The sequence below is a fragment of the Nocardia lasii genome (genome assembly GCF_042658545.1).
Lineage (GTDB): Bacteria > Actinomycetota > Actinomycetes > Mycobacteriales > Mycobacteriaceae > Nocardia > Nocardia lasii.
Genome location: NZ_JBHSQN010000002.1, coordinates 657,171 through 676,661, shown reverse-complemented (window position 1 = coordinate 676,661; position 19,491 = coordinate 657,171). Strand labels below are relative to the sequence as shown.

Annotated in this window: 20 protein-coding genes; 6 read left to right on the top strand and 14 right to left on the bottom strand. The window is 69.4% G+C overall.

Annotation, left to right across the window (positions count from 1 at the left end; all coding sequences use genetic code 11):
* Positions 1–19: 19 nt before the first annotated feature.
* The gene (locus ACFP3H_RS06850) at positions 20–613 is read right to left on the bottom strand and encodes a TetR/AcrR family transcriptional regulator (RefSeq protein WP_378601134.1); all 594 of its coding nucleotides are present in this window, start codon (positions 611–613) and stop codon (positions 20–22) included.
* 145 nt (positions 614–758) lie between these two features.
* Here ACFP3H_RS06850 and ACFP3H_RS06845 point away from each other — a divergent pair, with 145 nt between their 5' ends.
* Genes ACFP3H_RS06845 through ACFP3H_RS06835 form a run of 3 tightly spaced genes read left to right on the top strand, consistent with a single transcriptional unit; the run spans position 759 to position 3,223 of the window.
* Entirely contained in the window at positions 759–1,979 is a 1,221-nt protein-coding gene (locus ACFP3H_RS06845) for an acetyl-CoA C-acetyltransferase (protein WP_378601132.1), read from the top strand.
* Between the two features lie 42 nt (positions 1,980–2,021).
* Positions 2,022–2,774, top strand: a complete 753-nt coding sequence (fabG, locus tag ACFP3H_RS06840) for a 3-oxoacyl-ACP reductase FabG (protein WP_378601130.1) — start codon at positions 2,022–2,024, stop codon at positions 2,772–2,774.
* Entirely contained in the window at positions 2,771–3,223 is a 453-nt protein-coding gene (locus ACFP3H_RS06835) for a MaoC family dehydratase (RefSeq protein ID WP_378601128.1), read from the top strand. Before fabG ends, ACFP3H_RS06835 begins: the two co-directional genes overlap by 4 nt.
* Here the strand turns inward: ACFP3H_RS06835 and ald are convergent, their stop codons facing one another.
* On the bottom strand, positions 3,224–4,318 hold the full coding sequence (gene ald / locus ACFP3H_RS06830) for an alanine dehydrogenase (protein WP_378601126.1): 1,095 nt from the start codon (positions 4,316–4,318) through the stop codon (positions 3,224–3,226).
* Between the two features lie 67 nt (positions 4,319–4,385).
* Between ald and ACFP3H_RS06825 the strand changes: the two genes are divergently transcribed.
* Positions 4,386–5,651 carry an MFS transporter gene (locus ACFP3H_RS06825; RefSeq protein ID WP_378601123.1) on the top strand — a complete coding sequence of 422 codons (1,266 nt, stop codon included), beginning with the start codon at positions 4,386–4,388 and terminating at the stop codon, positions 5,649–5,651.
* Positions 5,652–5,703: 52 nt separating this feature from the next.
* The gene (locus tag ACFP3H_RS06820) at positions 5,704–6,519 is read left to right on the top strand and encodes a cyclase family protein (RefSeq protein ID WP_378601120.1); all 816 of its coding nucleotides are present in this window, start codon (positions 5,704–5,706) and stop codon (positions 6,517–6,519) included.
* A 3-nt stretch (positions 6,520–6,522) separates the two neighbouring features.
* Here ACFP3H_RS06820 and ACFP3H_RS06815 read toward each other — a convergent pair whose 3' ends face one another.
* The 12 genes from ACFP3H_RS06815 to ACFP3H_RS06760 all read right to left on the bottom strand — a co-directional run bounded on the left by ACFP3H_RS06815 (position 6,523) and on the right by ACFP3H_RS06760 (position 17,989).
* The gene (locus ACFP3H_RS06815) at positions 6,523–8,079 is read right to left on the bottom strand and encodes an FAD-binding oxidoreductase (RefSeq protein ID WP_378601117.1); all 1,557 of its coding nucleotides are present in this window, start codon (positions 8,077–8,079) and stop codon (positions 6,523–6,525) included.
* A gap of 100 nt (positions 8,080–8,179) precedes the next feature.
* Positions 8,180–9,544, bottom strand: a complete 1,365-nt coding sequence (locus ACFP3H_RS06810) for an NtaA/DmoA family FMN-dependent monooxygenase (protein WP_378601114.1) — start codon at positions 9,542–9,544, stop codon at positions 8,180–8,182.
* Between the two features lie 9 nt (positions 9,545–9,553).
* A complete protein-coding gene (locus tag ACFP3H_RS06805) occupies positions 9,554–10,756 on the bottom strand; it encodes an LLM class flavin-dependent oxidoreductase (protein WP_378601112.1) in 1,203 nt (400 codons plus the stop codon).
* Between the two features lie 172 nt (positions 10,757–10,928).
* The gene (locus tag ACFP3H_RS06800) at positions 10,929–11,720 is read right to left on the bottom strand and encodes a GTP pyrophosphokinase (RefSeq protein ID WP_378601109.1); all 792 of its coding nucleotides are present in this window, start codon (positions 11,718–11,720) and stop codon (positions 10,929–10,931) included.
* A 50-nt stretch (positions 11,721–11,770) separates the two neighbouring features.
* Entirely contained in the window at positions 11,771–12,835 is a 1,065-nt protein-coding gene (locus ACFP3H_RS06795; protein WP_378601106.1) for an alpha/beta hydrolase, read from the bottom strand.
* 107 nt (positions 12,836–12,942) lie between these two features.
* On the bottom strand, positions 12,943–13,710 hold the full coding sequence (locus ACFP3H_RS06790; protein ID WP_378601103.1) for an alpha/beta hydrolase: 768 nt from the start codon (positions 13,708–13,710) through the stop codon (positions 12,943–12,945).
* A complete protein-coding gene (locus ACFP3H_RS06785) occupies positions 13,710–14,477 on the bottom strand; it encodes an SDR family NAD(P)-dependent oxidoreductase (protein WP_378601100.1) in 768 nt (255 codons plus the stop codon). The genes ACFP3H_RS06790 and ACFP3H_RS06785 overlap by 1 nt, the downstream gene beginning before the upstream one ends.
* A gap of 30 nt (positions 14,478–14,507) precedes the next feature.
* On the bottom strand, positions 14,508–15,038 hold the full coding sequence (locus ACFP3H_RS06780) for a GNAT family N-acetyltransferase (RefSeq protein WP_378601096.1): 531 nt from the start codon (positions 15,036–15,038) through the stop codon (positions 14,508–14,510).
* Positions 15,035–16,117, bottom strand: a complete 1,083-nt coding sequence (locus ACFP3H_RS06775) for an alpha/beta fold hydrolase (protein WP_378601094.1) — start codon at positions 16,115–16,117, stop codon at positions 15,035–15,037. The genes ACFP3H_RS06780 and ACFP3H_RS06775 overlap by 4 nt, the downstream gene beginning before the upstream one ends.
* Positions 16,101–16,412 (bottom strand): hypothetical protein, encoded by a 312-nt coding sequence (locus tag ACFP3H_RS06770; RefSeq protein WP_378601092.1) that lies wholly within the window; start codon positions 16,410–16,412, stop codon positions 16,101–16,103. The genes ACFP3H_RS06775 and ACFP3H_RS06770 overlap by 17 nt, the downstream gene beginning before the upstream one ends.
* Positions 16,409–17,038 (bottom strand): QsdR family transcriptional regulator, encoded by a 630-nt coding sequence (locus ACFP3H_RS06765; protein ID WP_378601090.1) that lies wholly within the window; start codon positions 17,036–17,038, stop codon positions 16,409–16,411. The genes ACFP3H_RS06770 and ACFP3H_RS06765 overlap by 4 nt, the downstream gene beginning before the upstream one ends.
* A gap of 153 nt (positions 17,039–17,191) precedes the next feature.
* Complete coding sequence (locus tag ACFP3H_RS06760; protein ID WP_378601088.1) at positions 17,192–17,989, bottom strand: SAM-dependent methyltransferase; 798 nt, start codon at positions 17,987–17,989, stop codon at positions 17,192–17,194.
* Positions 17,990–18,229: 240 nt separating this feature from the next.
* Here ACFP3H_RS06760 and ACFP3H_RS06755 point away from each other — a divergent pair, with 240 nt between their 5' ends.
* Positions 18,230–19,459, top strand: coding sequence for a cytochrome P450 family protein (locus ACFP3H_RS06755; RefSeq protein WP_378601086.1), 1,230 nt, complete (start codon positions 18,230–18,232; stop codon positions 19,457–19,459).
* The last annotated feature ends 32 nt before the right edge of the window (positions 19,460–19,491 follow it).

Genomic DNA, 19,491 nt, shown 5'->3' with positions numbered 1-19,491 from the left:
GGGGAACGAACCGGGGAGCTCAGCGCGCGCCGACGATGCGCAACGCCATCTCCGCATAGGACTCGCCGATATCCTCGGGCGACCAGTCACCGTCCTCGCGATACCAGCGGGCGATATCGATACCCAGCGACAGCAGCGCCACGCTCGCGATCCGCGGATCGGGGGTGTCGAACACCCCGGCCGCCACCCCGCGATCGACCAGATCGCGGATCGTGGCGTCGATGCGGTGGCGGATGGCGCGGATCTCCGCGTAGTGCTCCGGGGTCAGCGCGGCCAGTTCGTAGTTCACGATCCGAGCACTGGTGTGTCGGCGGGCATGGTGAGCGGCGAAGGCGTGCACGACGTTTCGCAACGCCAGCGTCGGCTCGCTCGACGAGCGCGCACCCTCGGTGACCAGCGCGAGCGTGGCCTCGTGTCCGGCCCGCGAGATCAGGTAGAGCAGCTCTTCCTTCGACTTGTGATGCACGTACACCGCCGCCGGGCTCAGGCCGGCGGCCGCGGCGATATCGCGGGTGGTGGTGGCGTTGAAACCCTTCTCGGCGAAGGCGGCGATGGCCGCGTCGAGCAGCCGCGCGCGGGTCGCGTCGGAGCGGGCTTCGGTCGTTTCGGTCATGACCGGGCCATTATCGCGCCCCGCGCCCCGCCCGCCCGGCGCAGGTGGTGTGACGTGGATAACACCCGGTGGCGTATTGACGGTCTCGGGCGTCCTGCTGCACCATGCTGAACTAAGCAAGCGCTTACTTATCTGAGGAGTCTCGATGCCCGAAGCCGTGATCGTCGCCACCGCCCGTTCCCCGATCGGCCGGGCGGGCAAGGGCTCGCTCAAGGACATGCGCCCCGACGACCTGACCGTGCAGATGGTGCGGGCGGCCTTGGCACAGGTCCCGGCGCTGGACCCGGCCGAGGTCGAGGACCTGGTGCTGGGCTGCGGGCAGCCCGCGGGGGAGTCGGGGTTCAATATCGCCCGGGTGGTCGCGGTGCTGGCCGGACTCGACACGGTGCCCGGCACCACGGTCAACCGGTATTGCTCGTCGAGCCTGCAGTCCACCCGGATGGCACTGCACGCGATCAAGGCCGGGGAGGGTGATGTGTTCATCTCCGCCGGGGTCGAGACCGTGAGCCGCTACCTCCACGGCAACGCCGACGGCATGCCCGGCACCCAGAACCCGCGCTTCGAGGAGGCGGTGGCGCGCACCGGGGCACGGGCCACCGGCGGGGCCGCGACGTGGAGCGATCCGCGCGTCGGCGGGCTGGTGCCCGATGTGTACATCGCGATGGGGCAGACCGCCGAGAACGTCGCCCAGTTCACCGGCATCACCCGCGCCGAGCAGGACGCGTTCGGGGTGCGGTCGCAGAACCTGGCGGAGAAGGCGATCGCCAACGGGTTCTGGGCCACCGACATCACGCCGGTCACGTTGGCGGACGGCACGATCGTCAGCAGCGACGACGGGCCGCGCGCCGGGGTCACCCTGGAAGCGGTGTCGGGGCTCAAGCCGGTGTTCCGGCCGGACGGGACGATCACCGCGGGCAACTGCTGCCCGCTCAACGACGGCGCGGCCGCGCTGGTGATCATGTCCGACACCAAGGCCGAGGAACTCGGTCTCACGCCGTTGGCGCGGGTCGTCAGCACCGGGGTGTCGGCGCTGTCGCCGGAGATCATGGGACTGGGCCCGATCGAAGCGTCCAAGAGCGCGTTGCGGCGGGCCGGGCTCACCATCGACGACATCGACCTGGTGGAGATCAACGAGGCGTTCGCGGTGCAGGTACTCGGCTCCGCGCGCGAACTCGGCATCCCCGAGGACAAGCTCAATGTCAACGGTGGCGCGATCGCCATCGGCCACCCGTTCGGCATGACCGGCGCGCGGATCACCAGCACCCTGATCAACTCGCTGCGCTACCACGACAAGCAGTTCGGGCTCGAGACCATGTGTGTCGGCGGCGGACAGGGCATGGCGATGGTGCTGGAACGGCTTTCGTAAACAATCACCCGCAAGACCACTCGAACCCCAAGGAGTAATTCGATGACAACCCACACCGCCATCGTCACCGGCGCCGCTCGCGGGATCGGCGCCGCCGTGGCGCGCCGGCTGGCCGCCGACGGCATGGCCGTCGCCGTGATCGACCTCGACGAGGACGCGGGCAAGCCGGTGGTCGCCGAGATCGAGGCCGCCGGTGGGCGCGCCATCGCGATCGGCGCCGACGTGTCCGACGAAGCCGCCGTGCAGGCCGCGGTCGAGCGGGTCGCCGCCGAGCTCGGCAACCCGACCGTGCTGGTCAACAATGCCGGGGTGCTGCGCGACAACCTGCTGTTCAAGATGTCGGTGCAGGACTGGGACACCGTGATGAACGTGCACCTGCGCGGGTCGTTCCTGATGAGCCGGGCCGCCCAGAAGTACATGACCGAGGCCGGTTTCGGGCGCATCGTCAACCTGTCGAGCACCTCGGCGCTGGGCAACCGAGGGCAGGCCAACTACGCCGCCGCCAAGGCCGGACTGCAGGGCTTCACCAAGACCCTCGCCTTCGAACTCGGCAAGTTCGGCATCACCGCCAACGCGGTGGCCCCCGGCTTCATCGAGACCGAGATGACCGCGGCGACGGCGGCGCGCGTGGGCGTTCCGTTCGAGGACTTCAAGGCCGCGGCCGCCGCCGCGATCCCGGTGGCGCGGACCGGTGTGCCCGAGGACATCGCGCACGCGGTGTCGTTCTTCGCCAGCGAGGGCGCCGGTTTCGTGTCCGGGCAGGTGCTCTACGTGGCGGGTGGGCCGCGGGCATGAGGACCTTCCACGGGGTCGCCGAACTCGAGGCCGCGGTCGGGACGCAGCTGGGCTTCTCGCCGTGGCACACCGTCACCCAGGGTCAGATCGACCTGTTCGCGAACGCGACCGGCGACCACCAGTGGATCCATGTCGACCCGGTGCGGGCGGCGCAGGGGCCCTACGGCGCCACCATCGCGCACGGGTATCTGACCCTGTCGATGGTGCCGCACCTGGTCGGTCAGATCTATCGGGTCGAGGGCATCACGATGGGAGTCAACTACGGCTCCAACAAGGTTCGCTTTCCCGCGCCGGTGCCGGTGAACTCGAAGATCCGCGCCGGGGTCGAGCTGGTCTCGGTGGCGCCGGGTGCGGGCGGCAAGCTGGTCACGGCGAAGGTCACCGTCGAACGTGAGGGCGGCGACAAGCCGGTCTGCGTGGTGGAGACCGTCTCGCTCGTGGTGGAGTAACTATCCGGCGAGGCCGTGGGCGGTGGCGACGGCGAGGTTGGTGATCGCGCCCGCGTGGGTGTTGAGACCTTGTGCGAGAGAAGGGTCTTCCGCGCAGGCGCGTTTCCAGCCCTTGTCCGCCACCGCGACCACATAGGGCAGCGTGGCGTTGGTGAGGGCGTAGGTGGAGGTGTGCGGGACCGCGCCCGGCATGTTCGCCACGCAGTAGAAGGTCGACTGATGGACCCGGTAGGTGGGGTCGGCATGGGTCGTGGGGTGGGTGTCGGCGAAGCAGCCGCCCTGGTCGACGGCGATGTCGACCAGGACCGAACCGGGTTTCATCTGGGCGACGAGCTCGTTGCTCACCAGCTTGGGGGCGGCGGCGCCGGGGATGAGGACCGCGCCGATCACCAGGTCGGCGGTGCGGACCTGCTCGGCGATCGCCAGTTTCGACGAGGCCAGCCCGTGGACGCGATTGTTGTAGCGCCAGAACGACATTCGCAGCTTGTCCAGATCGGTGTCGAGCAGGGTCACGTCCGCGCCCATGCCGAGGGCGATATTGGCCGCGTTCTGGCCCGCGACCCCGGCGCCGATGATGACCACCCTGCCCTGGCCGACGCCGCCGACCCCACCGAGCAGTACCCCGCGCCCGCCGTAGGGTTTCATCAGCGCGTGCGCGCCCACCTGCGGCGCCAGACAGCCCGCGACCTCCGACATCGGATACAGCAGCGGCAGCGCGCCGGACGGCAGCTGGACCGTCTCGTAGGCCAGGGCGGTGACCCGGCGGCGGACGAGTTCGTCGGTCAGGGGCCGGTCGGCGGCCAGGTGCAGGTAGGTGAACAGGGTCAGGTCCGCGCGTAGGCGGTGGTATTCCGGCGCGATCGGTTCCTTGACCTTGAGCACGAGATCCGCGCTCGCCCACACCTCGTCGGCGTCGGGCTCGATCGCGGCGCCCGCGGCGAGGTATTCGGCGTCGGGGATCGACGATCCCAGCCCCGCGCCCGCCTCCACCGTCACCCGGTGGCCGCTGGTCACCAGTTCGTGCACGCCGATCGGGGTGATCGCCACGCGGAACTCGTTGTTCTTGACTTCCTTCGGGACACCGATACGCGTCATCGTCTCTCCTCGCGGACGTCATCCGGTCGACACTGTGCCAGCACCGACGGTCTGCGACGATGTGGCCATGAGCACCACCACCCGGCCGGGTGTGATCACCGTGAGCACGCTGGTCCTGTTGTCGTCACTGTATTTCGCGCAGGGGCTGCCGTTCGGCTTCTTCACCCAGGCGCTGCCGGTGGTGTTGCGCGAATCGGGATTCTCGCTGGTCGCGATCAGCGCCTCGAGCGTGCTGTTCCTGCCGTGGGCGCTGAAATTCCTGTGGGCGCCGTATGTGGACCGCTACGGCACGCGCCGGACCTGGTTGCTGGTGCTGCAACTGCTGTCGGCGGCGGTCGCGCTGGTGCTGGCGTGTTTGGATCTGTCCTCGTCGCTGCGGTGGATGTTCGTGGGCGTCGTGGTGGTGAATCTGCTCTCGGCGACTCAGGACGTGGCCACCGACGGGTTGGCGGTGCGGTTGCTCGGTCCGCGCGAACGCGGGCTCGGCAACGGGATCCAGGTGGGGGCCTATCGGCTCGGGATGATCGTGGGCGGTGGGGCGCTGCTGTGGTTGTACGCGCTGGCGGGGTGGCGGGCGCTGTTCCTGGCGATGGCGGTGTTGATCGTGGTCACCACGGTGCCGGTGTGGATGTTGCGGGAGCCGGTCACCGACCGGGTGCCGCGGCCGCATCCGGCGCGACTGGTCGGCGCGTGGTGGACCCGGCTGCTGCGGCCCGGTGTGCTCGCCTTCATCGGGTTGATCGCCGCGTTCAAGTTCGGTGACTCGATGGCCGCGGCCCTCACCGGCCCGTTCCTCTCCGACGCGGGGCTGAGTCTGGGGCAGATCGCGCTGATCAAGGGTGTGCTGTCCTCGGCGGGCGCGCTGGCCGGTGCGGCGCTGGGCGGGTGGTTGGCGTTCCGCTACGGGCGTCGCACGGCGTTGCTGATCGGTGGCGTCACGCAGACGGCCAGTCTCGCGCTGTACCTGTTCGCCTCGCTCGGGGTGGGCGGCTTCGAGTTGTTGGTGACCGCGAGCCTGGCCGAACATCTCTTCGGCGGTGCGGCGACCGTGGCCGTGTTCGCGCTGATGATGGACGCGTCCGAGCCCGACCACGCGGGCAGCGACTACACGCTGTTCGCCTGCGTGATCGTCATCGTGCAGGGGGTGGCGGGGATGAGCGCGGGCATCGTCGGTGATCTGTTCGGGTATCCGGCGATCTTCGGCACGGGTCTGGTGCTGTCCGGACTCGGTTGTGCCGCCATGGTTGTCGGGCTGTCGCGCGGCGTGGGTCCGGCCGCACTGCGCGCCACCGTCGCCGCCGGGCCCGCGACAGTGCGTACGGCGGATGTCTAAGCGAGCGCACCGATTCCGCCTCGGACCGCGGCGGCTCGGCTATCTTGGGCCGATGTGCTCGCCGGAGATCGTTCGACTCGCCCGCGACGGTGCGCCGCGACCCAGTCGACGGGCCGTGTTCGGCCTCGCGGGACTCACCGCGCTCGCCGCGATGACGCCCGCGCCCGCCGTCGCCGCGCCCCGCTCCGGAGTCGTCGACCTGACCCACACGCTGACCCCGCAGCTCCCGGTGTGGCCGGGCAATCCGCCGATGGGGATGGTGCCGGTGGCCGTGCACGCCTCGGGCGGATTCGGGCAGTTCGCGCTCGGGTACTGGGAACACACCGGTACCCACCTCGACGCGCCCGCCCACCGGGTCGCCGGGGCCGCCACGACCGAGGCGCTCGCCGTGGACGACCTGGTCGCCCCGCTCGTGGTGATCGACATCAGTGCCAAGGCCGCGACCGACGCGGACGCGGTGGTGACCCTCGCCGATATCAACGACTGGCGGTCGCGACACGGCGAGATTCCCGACCGTGCCTTCGTCGCCATGTACTCCGGGTGGGAACAGCGCCTGGCCGCGCCGTCGACCTTCCTCAATCTCGACGGGAACGGCAAGCCGCACGCGCCGGGGTTCTCCGGTGCGGCCGCGGAATACCTTGTGGCACAGTGCGGCATCGTCGGGGCGGGCGTCGACACGCTGAGTCTGGACTGCGGTATCGACCCCGACTACGGCGCGCACACCGCCTTCCTCGGCGCCGGCCGCTACGGCGTGGAGATGCTGGCCAACCTCGCCGCGGTGCCGCCCAAGGGCGCGACCGTGGTGGTCGGCGCGCCGAAGCACGCGGGCGGCACCGGCGGGCCGTGTCGGGTGCTGGCCCTCACCTGAGCGTCACCAGTCGGGGCGGCCGATCGCGAGCTTGTGCCCGAACACATTTCGCGGATCGACGGCCTGTTTGACGCGGAGTAGTCGCGGATAGTTGGCGCCGTAGTAGAAGGCGTGCCAGGGCACACCGGAGGTGTTCCAGGTCGGGTCGGTCAGATCGGGGTCGGGGTAGTTGATGTAGCTGCCGCCGTAGACCTCGTTCGGCACCGGGACGCCGCCCGTCGAGGCGTGCACATCGCGGTACATCTCGCGGGTCCAGCGCACGTGGCGGTCGTCGTCGGACGGTAGGCGCCAGGAGGCGTGGATGAGCATCTTCATGAAGGAGTCGCGGGCCGGCATGGCGGTGGCATCGGCGGACACGGCGTTGATCGCGCCGCCGAACGGCAGGAACTCGAGCTGGGACTCGCCCAGGACGCCGAGATCGGTGATGTAGCGGTAGAAGACGCGGAGCTGGTCGGTGGTGTAGGGCCGGCGCAGGTAGGTGGACTTCACCTTGACGCGGGTGGTGTTGACGCCCTTGGCGTAGTAGACCTGGTTCACGGTGTCGGGGTAGGACAGCCGCGCCACGGGAGTCAGGATCGGCGGGGGGAACACGCCGTCGCTCACGGTGGCGACGAAATCATCGAAACGTGCTCGGGCACCGGGGGTTTCGCCATCGGCCAGGATCAGCATCTCACCCGCGGCGGTGCCGGTGGTGTGGATCATCAGCGGCGCGTACAGTCCCGCGAAGTCGTTGCCGGGGGTGCTGTGGCGGTGGAAGAAGCCGACGTAGTTCTCGAGCAGGCGGACGAAGGAGTCCTCGGTGGCCAGGGGGACGATCAGGCGTGCGCTCAGCATGCTGGTGGGTGGCTTCGGCAGCGCGCGGGTGGGATCGGCGCCGTCGGCGTCGGGGGAGCGGAACAGGTAGCGGGTCACCACCCCGAAATTGCCGCCTCCGCCGCCGGTGTGGGCCCACCACAGGTCGCGGTCGGGGCCGTCCTTCGTGGCGAGCACGACCTTCGCGCTGCCGTCGGCGTCCACCGTGACGACCTCGACTCCGGCCAGATGGTCGGCGACCAGCCCGAAACGCCGGGAGAGCGGGCCGTATCCGCCACCGCAGACGTGCCCGCCCATGCCGACGCCGAGGCAGATGCCGGCGGGCAGGGTGACGCCCCAGCGGTGCAGGGCGTTGTAGACGCTGCCGAGATCGGCGCCCGCGTCGACCGAGAAGGCGCGCTGCTGCTCGTCCCAGAACACCGCGTCGAGGCGGCCGAGGTCGATGATCGAGCGGGTTCGCTCGTTGTCGACGAGATCATCGAAGCAGTGCCCACCAGAACGCACCGCGACCCCGCCGTCGCGCCGCACCGCCGTCTCCAGCGCCGCCCGCACGTCCTCGCGGGTGTCGGGCACGTAGATCGCGGACGGTCGGGCCTGGAAGCGTCGGTTGTAGCCACGGGCGGCGAGCGCGTCGAACTCGCCCTCGCCCGCACCGAGCTCCCGCGCGCGAGCGACCGGCAGACCGGTCGCGGCCAGCGCACCACCGACCGCGGCCGCGGCGAACAACTTTCGACGTGAGAACGACACCGGATTCCTTTCCCACCGCACAGTTCGAGATGAATCTGCACGGACAGTAGCGGAACCGACGGTGCGCGGACGCCGAACGGCTCGCCGCGACCGGGACGACTCAGGCGTCGGCGGGCACGCTCACCGACCGCACCCCGGGCAGACCGAGATTGTCGCGCAGCGTGGTTCCGCTGTACTCGGCGCGCAACACGCCACGGTCCTGCAGCAGCGGCACCACCCGGTCGACGAACTCGTCCAGACCCGTCGGCACCAGGTGCGAACCGAGGATGAAACCGTCGGAGCCGTCATTGCTGACGAAATCGTCGATCTTCTCCGCGACCCGGGCGGGCGTGCCCACGATCGGACCACGCTCGAACTGGTCGATCACCGTTTCGCGCAGCGTCAGCTTCTTCGCCTCGGACACCTCGCGCAGCCGGCGCACCGTGGCGAACCGGTCCTGATGCAGGAACGCGCGACCCTGGATGAAGGTCGGGGCGTCGGGATCGGGCTCGATCGCGGGAATCGGGCCCTCCGGGTCGTAGGCCGACAGGTCGCGGTTCCAGATCTGTTCGAGCAGGATCAGCGCGGTCTGCCCGGTCACCTGCTCGTTGCGGATCTGGTGGTACTTCTCGATCGCCTCGGCGTCGGTGTCGCCGAGCACGAAACTGGCCGAGGGCAGGATCTTGATGTCGTCGGCCGAGCGCCCGGCCGCCACCGCGCGCGCCTTGATATCGCGGTAGAAATCGGCCGCCTCGGGCAGTTTGCCGTAGGGGGAGAAGATGGCGTCGGCGTTGGCGGCGGCGAAATCGCGGCCCTGGGGCGAGACCCCGGCCTGCAGGATCACCGGCCGTCCCTGCGGGCTGCGCGGCACGGTGAAGCGGCCCGCGATGTCGAATTGCTGTCCGTGGAAGGCGAATTCGCCCGCGTCGGGGCGGGCCAGGAACTGGCCGGTCTCCTTGTCGGCCACGATGTCGTCGGCGTCCCACGAATCCCACAGGGCGCGAACGGCGTTCAGCGTTTCCTCGGCGCGCACGTAGCGGTCGGCCGGGTCGAGGAAGCCGCCGCGGCGGAAGTTCTGGCCGGTGAACGCGTCGAAGGAGGTCACCACGTTCCAGGCCGCGCGACCACCGGAGAGGTGATCGAGGGTGGCGAACTGGCGGGCCAGCTCGTAGGGCTCGTTGAAGGTGGCGTTGATGGTGCCCGCCAGGCCGAGATGCTCGGTGACCGCGGCGATGGCGGCCAGCACCCCGAAGGTGTCGGGGCGGCCGATGATGTCCTGGTCGAAGATCTTGCCGCCGCGCTCACGCAGGATCAGGCCCTCGGCGAGGAAGAAGAAGTCGAATCGGCCGCGTTCGGCGGTGCGGGCGGTGTGCTCGAAGGAGCTGAAATCGATCTGGCTGCCCGCCTCGGGATGCCACCAGGCGGTGTGGTGGTTCACGCCGCCGAGATAGGCGCCGAGGATGACCTGCTTACGGGGTGTACTCATCGGTGGACCTCACACAGTCGCGTAGCGGTTGGGAACGGTGCTCGACAGGCCGAGCAGCGCGCGCAGGGAGCCCTCGGGGTAGGCGGTGCGGAACAGGCCGCGGCGTTGCAGGGCGGGCACGAGGCGGTCGCTGATGGCGGTCAGATCGTCGACCGCGACACCGGGACGCAGGCGGAATCCGTCGACGCCCTGGGCGCTCCAGTCGGCGAGCAGGTCCGCGAGTTCCTCGGCGCTGCCCGCGAAAACAGCGGCGTCGGAGGTGAATTCGGTGGTCGACAGGGCGTTGAGGCGGTCGAGGCGGTGTGCGCCGGTGGCGGCGTCGGTGTCGAGGAACACGACGAGGTCGGCGTAGACGCGCAGTGGTTCGCCGACCCGATTCGCCGACGCGACCTGGCGCAGAATTTCGGCGGGTCCAGCCTCGCGGGTCGGCGTGACGAACACGAGATCCGCTGCGGTGGCGGCGAATTCGTATACGCGCGGCGTGTGCGCGAGGGTGGTCACGACCGGCTGGCCCTGCGGCGGGCGCGGGGTGATCGACGGACCACGGACGCTGAACGAGGGGCCCTCGAAGTCGATGTAGTGCAGTTTGTCGCGGTCGATGAAGCGGCGGGTGGCGACCTCGCGGATCTCGGCGTCGTCCTCCCAGGAGTCCCACAGGCGACGCACCACCTCGACGAAGTCGGTCGCCTCGGCGAACAGGGCCTCGGCGCGTTCGGGCAGCACGCCGGTCGCGCGGATCTCGGCGTACTCCTCGGGGGTCGGTTCGATGATCTCGCGGCGCCCGAAGTGTCCGGCCTCCTCGGCCGACGGGGAGATCCTGGCCTGCCAGCCCGCGCGCCCACCGGAGGTGTAGTCGAGGGTGGCCAGGGCGGTGGAGACGTGGAACGGTTCGGTGTGGGTGGTGGTGACCGTGGGGATGAGGCCGAGGTGGCGGGTGATCGGGGCCAGCCGGGCGGCGATCAGGTGCGCGTCGAGGCGGGCGCGGACCTGATCGAGGGCGTCGTCGGCGCGCCCGCGCAGGGGGCCGGGCACGCGCAGGCTGTCCTCGATGGTGACGAAGTCGAGCAGGCCGCGCTCGGCCGTGGCGACCAGGTCGGTCCAGTAGCGGGCGCCGAACAGTTCGGTGGGACGCGAGTTCGGTGCTCGCCAGGCGGCCGGGTGCCAGCCCGCGCCGTCGAGCGCGACACCCAGGTGCAGTGGGTTCGTTGCCATCGTCTGCCATTTCTGTGGATCGGTGAACGGTGACCGATACAACGCGCGGTGCGCGGGCGTCGCGGTGTCGGCCGGACACGGATCGAACGGCAGGTCGCCATCGGGCATGGCAGCGGCAGGGGCGGGTGGGTGTCAACCGTTGAATTCAGGTCGATCGACGGGAAATAGGAACTCAGATCGGCGGATCGGCGGGCCGCAGGTAGACGGGCTGGCCCGCGGTCAGGTTGTGGTACAGCACGCTGAGATCGAGCGCGTCGGGTGCGGGATGCTTGGCCGGGGGCGCGCTGCGATCGACCTGACGGTGCAGGGCCTCCATCTTCTCGTCGAGCTGGGTCGCCACCTCGGCCGCCTGGGCCAGATCGGTGCGCAGGTTCGGCGGGACCTCGCCGCGATACTTGTAGTAGATCTTGTGTTCGAGGCTGGCCCAGAAATCCATCGCGATGGTGCGGATCTGGATCTCCACCGGGATCCGCTCGGTGCGATCGGACCGGAACACCGGGATCGACACGATCAGGTGCATGGACTGGTAGCCGTTGGGCTTGCGGTGGGTGATGTAGTCGCGCTCCTCGAGGACGGTGATGTCCTCCTGACCGGCCAACATGTCCCGGATGGTGTCGATATCGGAGATGAAGCTGCACACCACCCGCACCCCGGCGATATCGAGCACGTTGTCGCGGATGGCGGCCAGGTTCATCGCGTAGTTCTTGCGCCGGACCTTCTCCAGCACGCTCTCGGGCGATTTGAGTCGCGAGCCCACGTGCTCGATGGGGTTGTACTCGTGGGTGTTGTTGAAGTCCTCGCGCAGGATATTGATCTTCGTCGTCACCTGGTCGATCGCGAACTTGTAGCCGAGCATGAAGTCCACGAACTGCTCGCGCAACGCCCGCAGGTCATCGATGCCGAGGCCCTCCGCGTCGTCGGGCGGGCTCTCGTCGGTGCCGGGGTCACGCTGCCAAGGTTTCATCGCCTCCATTGTGCCGTTCGCGCGACGGAGGGGTTCCCGGCCGCCGTCGGCTAGTGGGTGCGCGCGGGCGTGCGGGTGGACTCGACCTCGGCGAGGAACTGCGCGATCGTGGCCCAGGTGGTCTCGCGCGCGGCGGGCCCGGCGATGATGCCGAGGTGGCTGCCCGGGACCTGCGCGAAGCGGACCCGCGCCGCGCCGGTGAGCACATCGACTCCCGCCGCGACCGAGGCCGAGGAGGCCAGCGCGTCCTTGGTGCCGCCGATCAGTTGGGTCGGCGCGGTGAGCCTTGTCAGGTCGACCGCGAAGTCGGGGCCGAGATTCACTGTGCCGCTGAACATCTCGTTGCGGATGATCAGCTGACGGTAGGCCTGCCGGTAGAAGCGGCCCGGATAGCCGGGCATGGTGTCCATGAAGCGGTCCACCGACTGCATCCGGGCCAATGCCTCGACATCGGTGATGTTGCACGCGATGAACCAGGGCTTGGTGAGTTCGCGTTCGATGGCCTGGAGTCGAAAGCCCGCGCGCACACCGTATTTCGGCACGCCGCCGATCATCTTGATCGGCAGGGTGACCTCGCGACCGCCGGTGACCCGACCGAACCGGCGGGCCAGCGCGATCTGGCCGTTGCGGCGCTGGTCGAACGGGGTGCCCACCGCGGTCACCGAGCCGATCGGCAGTTCGGGGTGCGCGGCGGCGGTGAGCACGCTGATGGTGCCGCCGAACGACCAGCCGATCAGGTCGACGTCGGCGTGCGCGTGCTCCGCGCTGACCGCCGCGATCGCCGTGGGCACGATGTCGTCGACCCACTCCTCGAAGCCGAGATCGCGGTCGGCGTAGGTGATCTCGCCGTAGTCGAGCACGTAGACCTCGCGCCCGAGGTCGAGCAGGAAGCGCACCAGGCTCTGGCTGGGGCGCATGTCGTAGCAGGAGATCGTGACCGCCAGCGGCGGCACCAGCAGCACGGGGGTGCCGGTCGCGGGCGTCGCGCGCCGGTAGCGCAGCAGCCGCCGGTGCGGTGCGTCGGAGACGAGCTCCGATGGCGTCGGCGTGTACGGCTCGACGCCGTCACCGAAGAGCGCGACCGCGTTGCGCAGTGCGACCGACAGGGTCCCCATGTGATTCTCCGGATACGTCGAGGCGGAGGGAGCAAATACCTGTAACTCCCTGTATCACCTTAACGGGGTTCGGGAGACCCCGACGAATCCGCAGGTAGAGCCCCTGTCTACGACCCCGGATAGGCGAAGCGCAACCACGCGGGCGGAACGAACGGCGCCAGCTCGCCCGCGGGCTGGCTGAGCCGGTCCGCGATCAGCCACATGGACGCCAGATTGTTCGGGAAGCCCAGGTGGCTGCACAGCACCTCGATGTTCTCCGCCGCCGCGCCCGGCTGGTCGCGGCACACCTGCCAGGCCACGATCCCGTCGAGTCGGCTGTAGAGCGCCGAGCTGGGCACTGGCAGCGGGCCCTCGCCCTCCTCGAGCGGCAGGGTCAGGGCCTGGGTGTGCCAGCGGTCGAAGAGCCGGTAGAGATGGCGCGCGTTGCTCTGGCGGTGCCGGGCGAGCTTGATCGGGCTGCCCAGCGTGATGACCTGGCGCACCACCTCCGGCGTCTCGCGGGCGAGCCTGCGCGCGAAGATGCCGCCCAGGCTCCACCCGATCACGCTCACCGGTTCGCCGTGGGTCTCGGCGATCTCGTCGAGCCGGGTCCGCATGCCGTCGAGGATGCGGCGCGTTGGCCCGATATTGGGACCGAGGCCCCACCGGTACACCGGATAGCCCAGGCTGCGCAGGAACAGTCGCAGCGGGGCGGTGTGTAGGTCCACCGCGCTCAGTCCCGGCAGGACCAGGACCGGCTGGCCCGCGCCGGTGGGCGCGGCCGCCAGCGCGGGCCAGGTCGCCGCCAGCACCCCGAATTCGCCTGCGGCGCGGGCATATTCGGTGGTGAGCAGCGGGAGTCCGGGTGCGCGCACGCCGGGCAGCTTCGGCGTCATCAGTTCGTCAGCACGCCGCCGTCGACCGGCAGGGTGATGCCGGTGACGTAGCTGCTCGCGTCGCTGGCCAAGAAGATCAGCGCGGCGTCGAGTTCGCCCTCGGCGCCGAGGCGGCCGAACAGCGTGCGCGGCTTGACGTAGGTCTCGAGCACGCTGTCCTCGAACTGGTCGGTCATCTCCGAGCCGAAATACCCGGGCGCGATCGCGTTGACCCGAATGCCCTTGCGGCCGGTCCACTGCTGGGCCAGGTCGCGGGTCAGCCCGATCACCGCGGCCTTGCTCGCCGAGTAGGCGGCCTGGGGCATGAGGATGCTGGTGATGCCCAGGACGCTGGCGATATTGATGATCGATCCGCCGTTCGACATCACCCGGGCACACGCCTGGGCCATGTAGAAGGTGCCGTTGAGGTTGATGTCGATGACCCGGCTGAACTCCTCGGGCGACTCACGCAGGGCCGGGACAGCGCTGGCGACGCCGGCGTTGTTCACCAGCACGTCCACCCGCCCGAACTCCTCGATGGCCCGCGCGGCGACCGCGGTGCACGCCTCGGGATCGGCGACGTCACAGGCCACGGTGATCGCGCGGCGACCCTGGGCCTCCACGAGCAGTTTGGTTTCCTCGAGCTTGTCGACGCGGCGCGCGGCCAGCACCACATCGGCGCCGGCCTGGGCCAGCGACTGCGCGAAGCTCACGCCGAGCCCGCTCGAGGCGCCGGTCACCACGGCCACTTTGCCGTCGAGGCGGAATTTGTCGAGAATCGTCGTCATCGGTGTTCTTTCTCCAGTGGTCGGTACGGGTCAGGACAGCAGGGCGTCGGAGACGCCGATCGCGTCGAGGTTTCCCCACACCTCGTCGACGTGATGGGCCAGCACGACCAGATCGCGCAGGTTGCCGTCACGGTCGCGAATGTGGTTGCGCAGCAGGGCCTCTCCGGTGAAGCCGAGGCCGGTGAACATCGCCACCACCTTGTCCTCGTCGGTGGCCAGCTCGATGAGGACCTTGCGGATGCCCGCGGTGAAGGCCGCGCGCAGCGCCTGCTGGGCCAGCGCGCGACCGTAGCCGCCGCCGCGCGCGGTCGGGTCGACCACCAGGCGCAGCTCGCCGACGTGATCGGACCAGCCGGGCAGGCGACGCACGGTGGCGTAGCCGACCAGTTTCGTCGCGTCGTCGAGGGCGACCCAGCGCAGTTCCGGGCTGTTCACCAGCGCGGCGATGGCGGCGTCCTCGGTGAGGTCCTCGCGGATGACGGTGATGTCGCGCGCGGACAGGGAGCCGAACAGCGCGACCAGGTTCTCGGCGTCCTCGGGCAGGATCGGGCGAATATTCATGCGACGGGCTCGCTTTGCTTCTTCAGGAATTCGACGATGGTGGGGATGGTGGTCTTGGCGGCGGTGCGCCCGACGGCGAGTCCGATGTGGCCGCCCTTGAGCCGCAGCGCGGTCTTGCTCTCGGAGCCGACCAGATCGAGCACGGGGGCGGCGGCCGCTTCGGGGACGATGTGGTCGAGCTGGCCCAGCACGGCCAGGAACGGCACGGTGATGGCGCTGAGACTGACGCGGCGGCCGCCGAGCACGAGCCGATCGTTGACGAAGGCGTTCTCGCCCATCAGCATCTCGACCATCTGCCGCGCGACCCCGCCGGGCAGCGGGATGTGATCGGAGGCCCACCCGTTCATCGCCTGATACGCCGCGACGTACTCGTCGTTCCAGAGCCGTTCGAGCAGGTCGACATAGCCGGTGAGCTCGGCGACCGGGCGCAGCGAGCGGAACGAGTTGTAGACGACGCTCGCGGGCAGATTGCCGTCCTCGTCGAGCATCTCGTCGAAGTCGACGTCGGCGGAATCGAACGAACTCACCATCGGCATGTGCGCGTAGTCGACCGGGCACGCCACCACGGTGTGACTGCGGATCGGCGCCTCGGGGTGGCGCGCGCCGTGCAGCAGGGTCAGGTTGCCGCCGAAGCAGTAGCCGAGGATGTTGACCTCCTCGGCCCCGGAGCTGCGCCGCACCTCGCGGATGGCGGCCGGGATGGCGCCGTCGACGTAGTACTCGAGCTGGTTGAGGGCGTCGCGCTCGTCGGGCACGCCCCAGTCGAGCAGGTACACATCGAACCCGGCCCGCAGCAGGTGCTCGATGAAACTGTTGCCGGGGGTGAGGTCGAGGATGTAGGAACGGCTGACCAGGCTGAACACGATCAGCAGCGGCGGGCGGTGCTTGACGTCGTCGTTGCGGTACCGGAACAGACTCGCGCGACCGTTGCGCCACACCAGATCTCGCGGCGTGACGCCAAGGCGCGGCGCCGAGGTGCCCGCCACCATCTTGATGCCGTTGCGGGCGCGCAGGGCGTTGCGCTCGATCTCCTGGCGCAGGGCGTCGAGCGCGCCGCGGGGATCAGGAATCAGCGCCATCGCGGATCTCCTGACGGGTGCGGGCCAGCTCGGCCTCCAGCTCGAGACGCAGCTGGCGCACGTTGAAGTCGAGCTCGCCGATCTGGCGGCGCAGCTTGCGGATATCGGAGCCGGCGGGCAGGTTCACCAGGTGCAACACCCCGGCGCCGAGGTCCTCGATCCTGGTCCCCACTTCGCGGCGGACCCGGTTGGCCAGCGCGGCGGCGGTGCGGAATTCGTCGGAGCGCACGGTCGACTCCACGTGCGGCGTGAGTTGCTTCTCGATGGCGTCGTACACCGATCGCAACGACCTCATGATCGGCCCCCTTCTACTTGCTCGGAATGATGAACTTCGGTGCTCGCGCCCGGGATCGGGGCGCCGAGCAGGGCGGCGCTGGCCTGGTGCACCTTCACCGCGTCGGGCTCCTCGCCGCTGATCACGGTGGTGTAGACGAACGACTCGCCGATCCGCACGAGCAGAAAGGCCATGTCGTGAATCGGCAAGGGCGGCACGAGGTTTCCGGCGGCGACCTCGTCGGCGAGCATGGCCTCGACCTTGGCGACGATGTGGTGCTGCACCCCGCCGGCGCGGGTGGTCATGATGCGCAGGGCGCGCTCGGGCTCGCGCCGGATGAACTCGTTGAAGAAGCCCTGATTGGCCATCGCGGCGAAATGTCCCATGGCCGCGGCGATGCGGGCGCCGCCGGTGCCCTCGGCCCGCGCGGCGGCGATATCGATGGTGGGTTCGGTGACCGACCAGATGACGCGGGCCAGCAGCTTGTCGCGGCTGCCCACCCAGCGGAACACGGTGGTGCGGTCCACGCCCGCCGCGGCGATGAGCTCACCCATGTCCACCCGGCGACCGGCCACGAAAGCCTGCCGGGCCGACCGGACGACGAACTCGGCCCCGTTCTCGGGCACCGAGTTCGCCTCCCCGGTCATGTTCCTGGTCTCGCTGATGCGGACCGCCTCCTGATGTCGACTCGTGCAACATTTCGAAGAATATTGCAAGCGTCGACTTCTCGTGCAACATTCATTCGAATGTTGCGCGAGTGTGACCGAGCGCATACCCGGCGGGCGGGCGCGCGCGTCGGATCAGGGTTTGCGCGCGACCGCGCCGTAGGCCGAGATCGGTCGGACCTCGCCCACCTCGGTGGCCTCCGAGCGCCACTGCGTGATCGAGGTGAAACCGGGTTCGACCAGCTCGAGGCCGTCGAACACCCGCCGGATCTGGGCCTGCGGGCGCGGCACGTAGGGGGTGCCGCCGGTGCCGGTGTAGTTCTCGCACAGGGTCACGTACGCCTGGCTGTCGTCGGTGCCGTCCCACATGATCAGGTAGCTGCCCGAGGGCACCTCGCCGACCACGGTGCCCACGATGCGCAGCAGATCGTCGTAGGTCTTGGCGTGGCCGAGCACGCCCATGAACATCACCGCGATGGGCTCGTTGAAGTTGAGCACGTTGCGCGCGTCGGCGACGATGCGCTCGGGGTCGTGGAAGTCGGCGTCGATGTAGGTGGTGACGCCCTCCGGTGTGGTGCTGGTCAGCAGCGCGCGGGCGTGGGTGAGCACCAGCGGATCGTTGTCCACGTAGACCACGCGGGCATCCGGGTTCACACTCTGGGCGACCTCGTGGGTGTTCTGCATCGTCGGCAGTCCGGTCCCGATATCGAGGAACTGGCGGATGCCGCGCTCGTGGGCCAGATACCGCACGGCCCGGATCAGGAACTGGCGCGACTGCACCGCCATGGTGGAGATGTCGGGGTCGACCGCGAGGCCCGCGTCGCCGGCGACCTTGTCGATCTCGTAGTGGTCCTTGCCGCCCATCCAGTAGTTCCAGATGCGCGCGGAATGGGGAATGTCGGTTCTGATCATCGGGGTCTGCACGTCGGCCATGAGCCCTGCTCCTCGGTAACTGCGACAGTGGCGATTCTGCTTGCGACAGTACAAGATTGCGGCCCGTCGGACAGGCGGACCGAACGGATGTCCGCAGCGGGGATCGGAAACGGCCGATCGCGTGCTGTCGGCGCCGATTTCGAAGGTTCACTGCGACGCGCACCATCGACCAGTAGCATCGCTAACGGGCCGTAAAACGCAGTCCAGCAAGATATTTCGTGGTGATCGAGAGGTTTCGCAGTGGAGACGGTGACGAATCGGGTGGTTATCGACCCGACGGGACAAGACATTCAAGGCGAGCTCACCACGATCAGGGCGCACGGTCGCGCCACCAGGGTCGAACTGCCCGGCGGGGTCCTGGCGTGGTCGATCACCGACGCCGCGCTGCTCGAGGCGCTGCTCGTCGATCCGCGGGTGTCCAAGGACGCCTCGCAGCACTGGCCCGCGTTCGTCGCCGGCGAGATCCCGCCGGACTGGCCGCTGTTCCTGTGGGTCGCGGCGCCGAACATGTTCACCGCCTACGGCGACGACCACAAGCGGCTGCGCAAACTGGTGGCCCCGGCCTTCACGGCCCGGCGCACCGAGGCCATGCGCGAGCGCGTCGTGGAAATCACCACCGACCTGCTCGACGCGCTGGACCGGACCCCGGCCGGGCGACCGACCGATCTGCGCGAGCTGTTCGCCTATCCGCTGCCGATCCAGGTGATCTCGGACCTGATGGGCGTGCCGGAATCGCTCAACCCCGGCCTGCGGACCTGCGTGGACGGCATCTTCGACACCACCCTCACCCCGGCGGAGTCCCAGGCCAACTATATGGAGATGTTCCGGATCCTGGGCGAGCTGGTGGCGCTGCGCCGCGAACAGCCCGGCGACGACATGACCAGCCTGCTGATCGCCCAGACCGACGAGGAGCAGGGTCGACTCACCGAGGAGGAACTGGTCGCCACCCTGCTGCTGGTCATCTCGGCCGGGCACGAGACCACCGTGAACCTGCTCGATCAGGCCATCACCGCCATGCTCACCCGGCCCGAGGTCGCGGCCAGGGTGCGCGACGGCAGCGTCACCTGGCCCGAACTGGTCGAGGAGACACTGCGTTTCGAGTCGCCGGTCGCGCATCTGCCGCTGCGGTACGCGGTCTCCGACATCGAGATCGACGGCGTGCGCATCGCCGAGGGCGAGGCGATTCTGGCCAGCTACGCCGGGGCGGGCCGCGATCCGCGCCGCCACGGCGCCACCGCCGACCAGTTCGACCCGAGCCGAGACAACCAGTCGCACCTGGCTTTCGGCTACGGCGTGCACCACTGCCTCGGCGCGCCGCTGGCCCGGCTCGAGGCGCTGGTGTCGCTGCCCGCGCTGTTCGAGCGGTTCCCGGACATGCGGCTGGCGGTGTCGGTCGACGAGCTCGGCACGGTGCCCAGCTTCATCTCCAACGGACACCACCACCTGCCGGTCTACCTGCACGGCGCGTAGGACCGCGGGCTCGGCCGGGGACGTGACCCGGC

What these genes read in the sequence shown, in the direction of transcription:
- ACFP3H_RS06850 (WP_378601134.1), bottom strand. Translation starts at nt 613, where the DNA reads ATGACCGAAACGACCGAAGCCCGCTCCGACGCGACCCGCGCGCGGCTG.
- ACFP3H_RS06845 (WP_378601132.1), top strand. Translation starts at nt 759, where the DNA reads ATGCCCGAAGCCGTGATCGTCGCCACCGCCCGTTCCCCGATCGGCCGG.
- fabG (WP_378601130.1), top strand. Translation starts at nt 2,022, where the DNA reads ATGACAACCCACACCGCCATCGTCACCGGCGCCGCTCGCGGGATCGGC.
- ACFP3H_RS06835 (WP_378601128.1), top strand. Translation starts at nt 2,771, where the DNA reads ATGAGGACCTTCCACGGGGTCGCCGAACTCGAGGCCGCGGTCGGGACG.
- ald (WP_378601126.1), bottom strand. Translation starts at nt 4,318, where the DNA reads ATGACGCGTATCGGTGTCCCGAAGGAAGTCAAGAACAACGAGTTCCGC.
- ACFP3H_RS06825 (WP_378601123.1), top strand. Translation starts at nt 4,386, where the DNA reads ATGAGCACCACCACCCGGCCGGGTGTGATCACCGTGAGCACGCTGGTC.
- ACFP3H_RS06820 (WP_378601120.1), top strand. Translation starts at nt 5,704, where the DNA reads ATGTGCTCGCCGGAGATCGTTCGACTCGCCCGCGACGGTGCGCCGCGA.
- ACFP3H_RS06810 (WP_378601114.1), bottom strand. Translation starts at nt 9,544, where the DNA reads ATGAGTACACCCCGTAAGCAGGTCATCCTCGGCGCCTATCTCGGCGGC.
- ACFP3H_RS06805 (WP_378601112.1), bottom strand. Translation starts at nt 10,756, where the DNA reads ATGGCAACGAACCCACTGCACCTGGGTGTCGCGCTCGACGGCGCGGGC.
- ACFP3H_RS06800 (WP_378601109.1), bottom strand. Translation starts at nt 11,720, where the DNA reads ATGAAACCTTGGCAGCGTGACCCCGGCACCGACGAGAGCCCGCCCGAC.
- ACFP3H_RS06795 (WP_378601106.1), bottom strand. Translation starts at nt 12,835, where the DNA reads ATGGGGACCCTGTCGGTCGCACTGCGCAACGCGGTCGCGCTCTTCGGT.
- ACFP3H_RS06790 (WP_378601103.1), bottom strand. Translation starts at nt 13,710, where the DNA reads ATGACGCCGAAGCTGCCCGGCGTGCGCGCACCCGGACTCCCGCTGCTC.
- ACFP3H_RS06785 (WP_378601100.1), bottom strand. Translation starts at nt 14,477, where the DNA reads ATGACGACGATTCTCGACAAATTCCGCCTCGACGGCAAAGTGGCCGTG.
- ACFP3H_RS06780 (WP_378601096.1), bottom strand. Translation starts at nt 15,038, where the DNA reads ATGAATATTCGCCCGATCCTGCCCGAGGACGCCGAGAACCTGGTCGCG.
- ACFP3H_RS06775 (WP_378601094.1), bottom strand. Translation starts at nt 16,117, where the DNA reads ATGGCGCTGATTCCTGATCCCCGCGGCGCGCTCGACGCCCTGCGCCAG.
- ACFP3H_RS06770 (WP_378601092.1), bottom strand. Translation starts at nt 16,412, where the DNA reads ATGAGGTCGTTGCGATCGGTGTACGACGCCATCGAGAAGCAACTCACG.
- ACFP3H_RS06765 (WP_378601090.1), bottom strand. Translation starts at nt 17,038, where the DNA reads ATGACCGGGGAGGCGAACTCGGTGCCCGAGAACGGGGCCGAGTTCGTC.
- ACFP3H_RS06760 (WP_378601088.1), bottom strand. Translation starts at nt 17,989, where the DNA reads ATGGCCGACGTGCAGACCCCGATGATCAGAACCGACATTCCCCATTCC.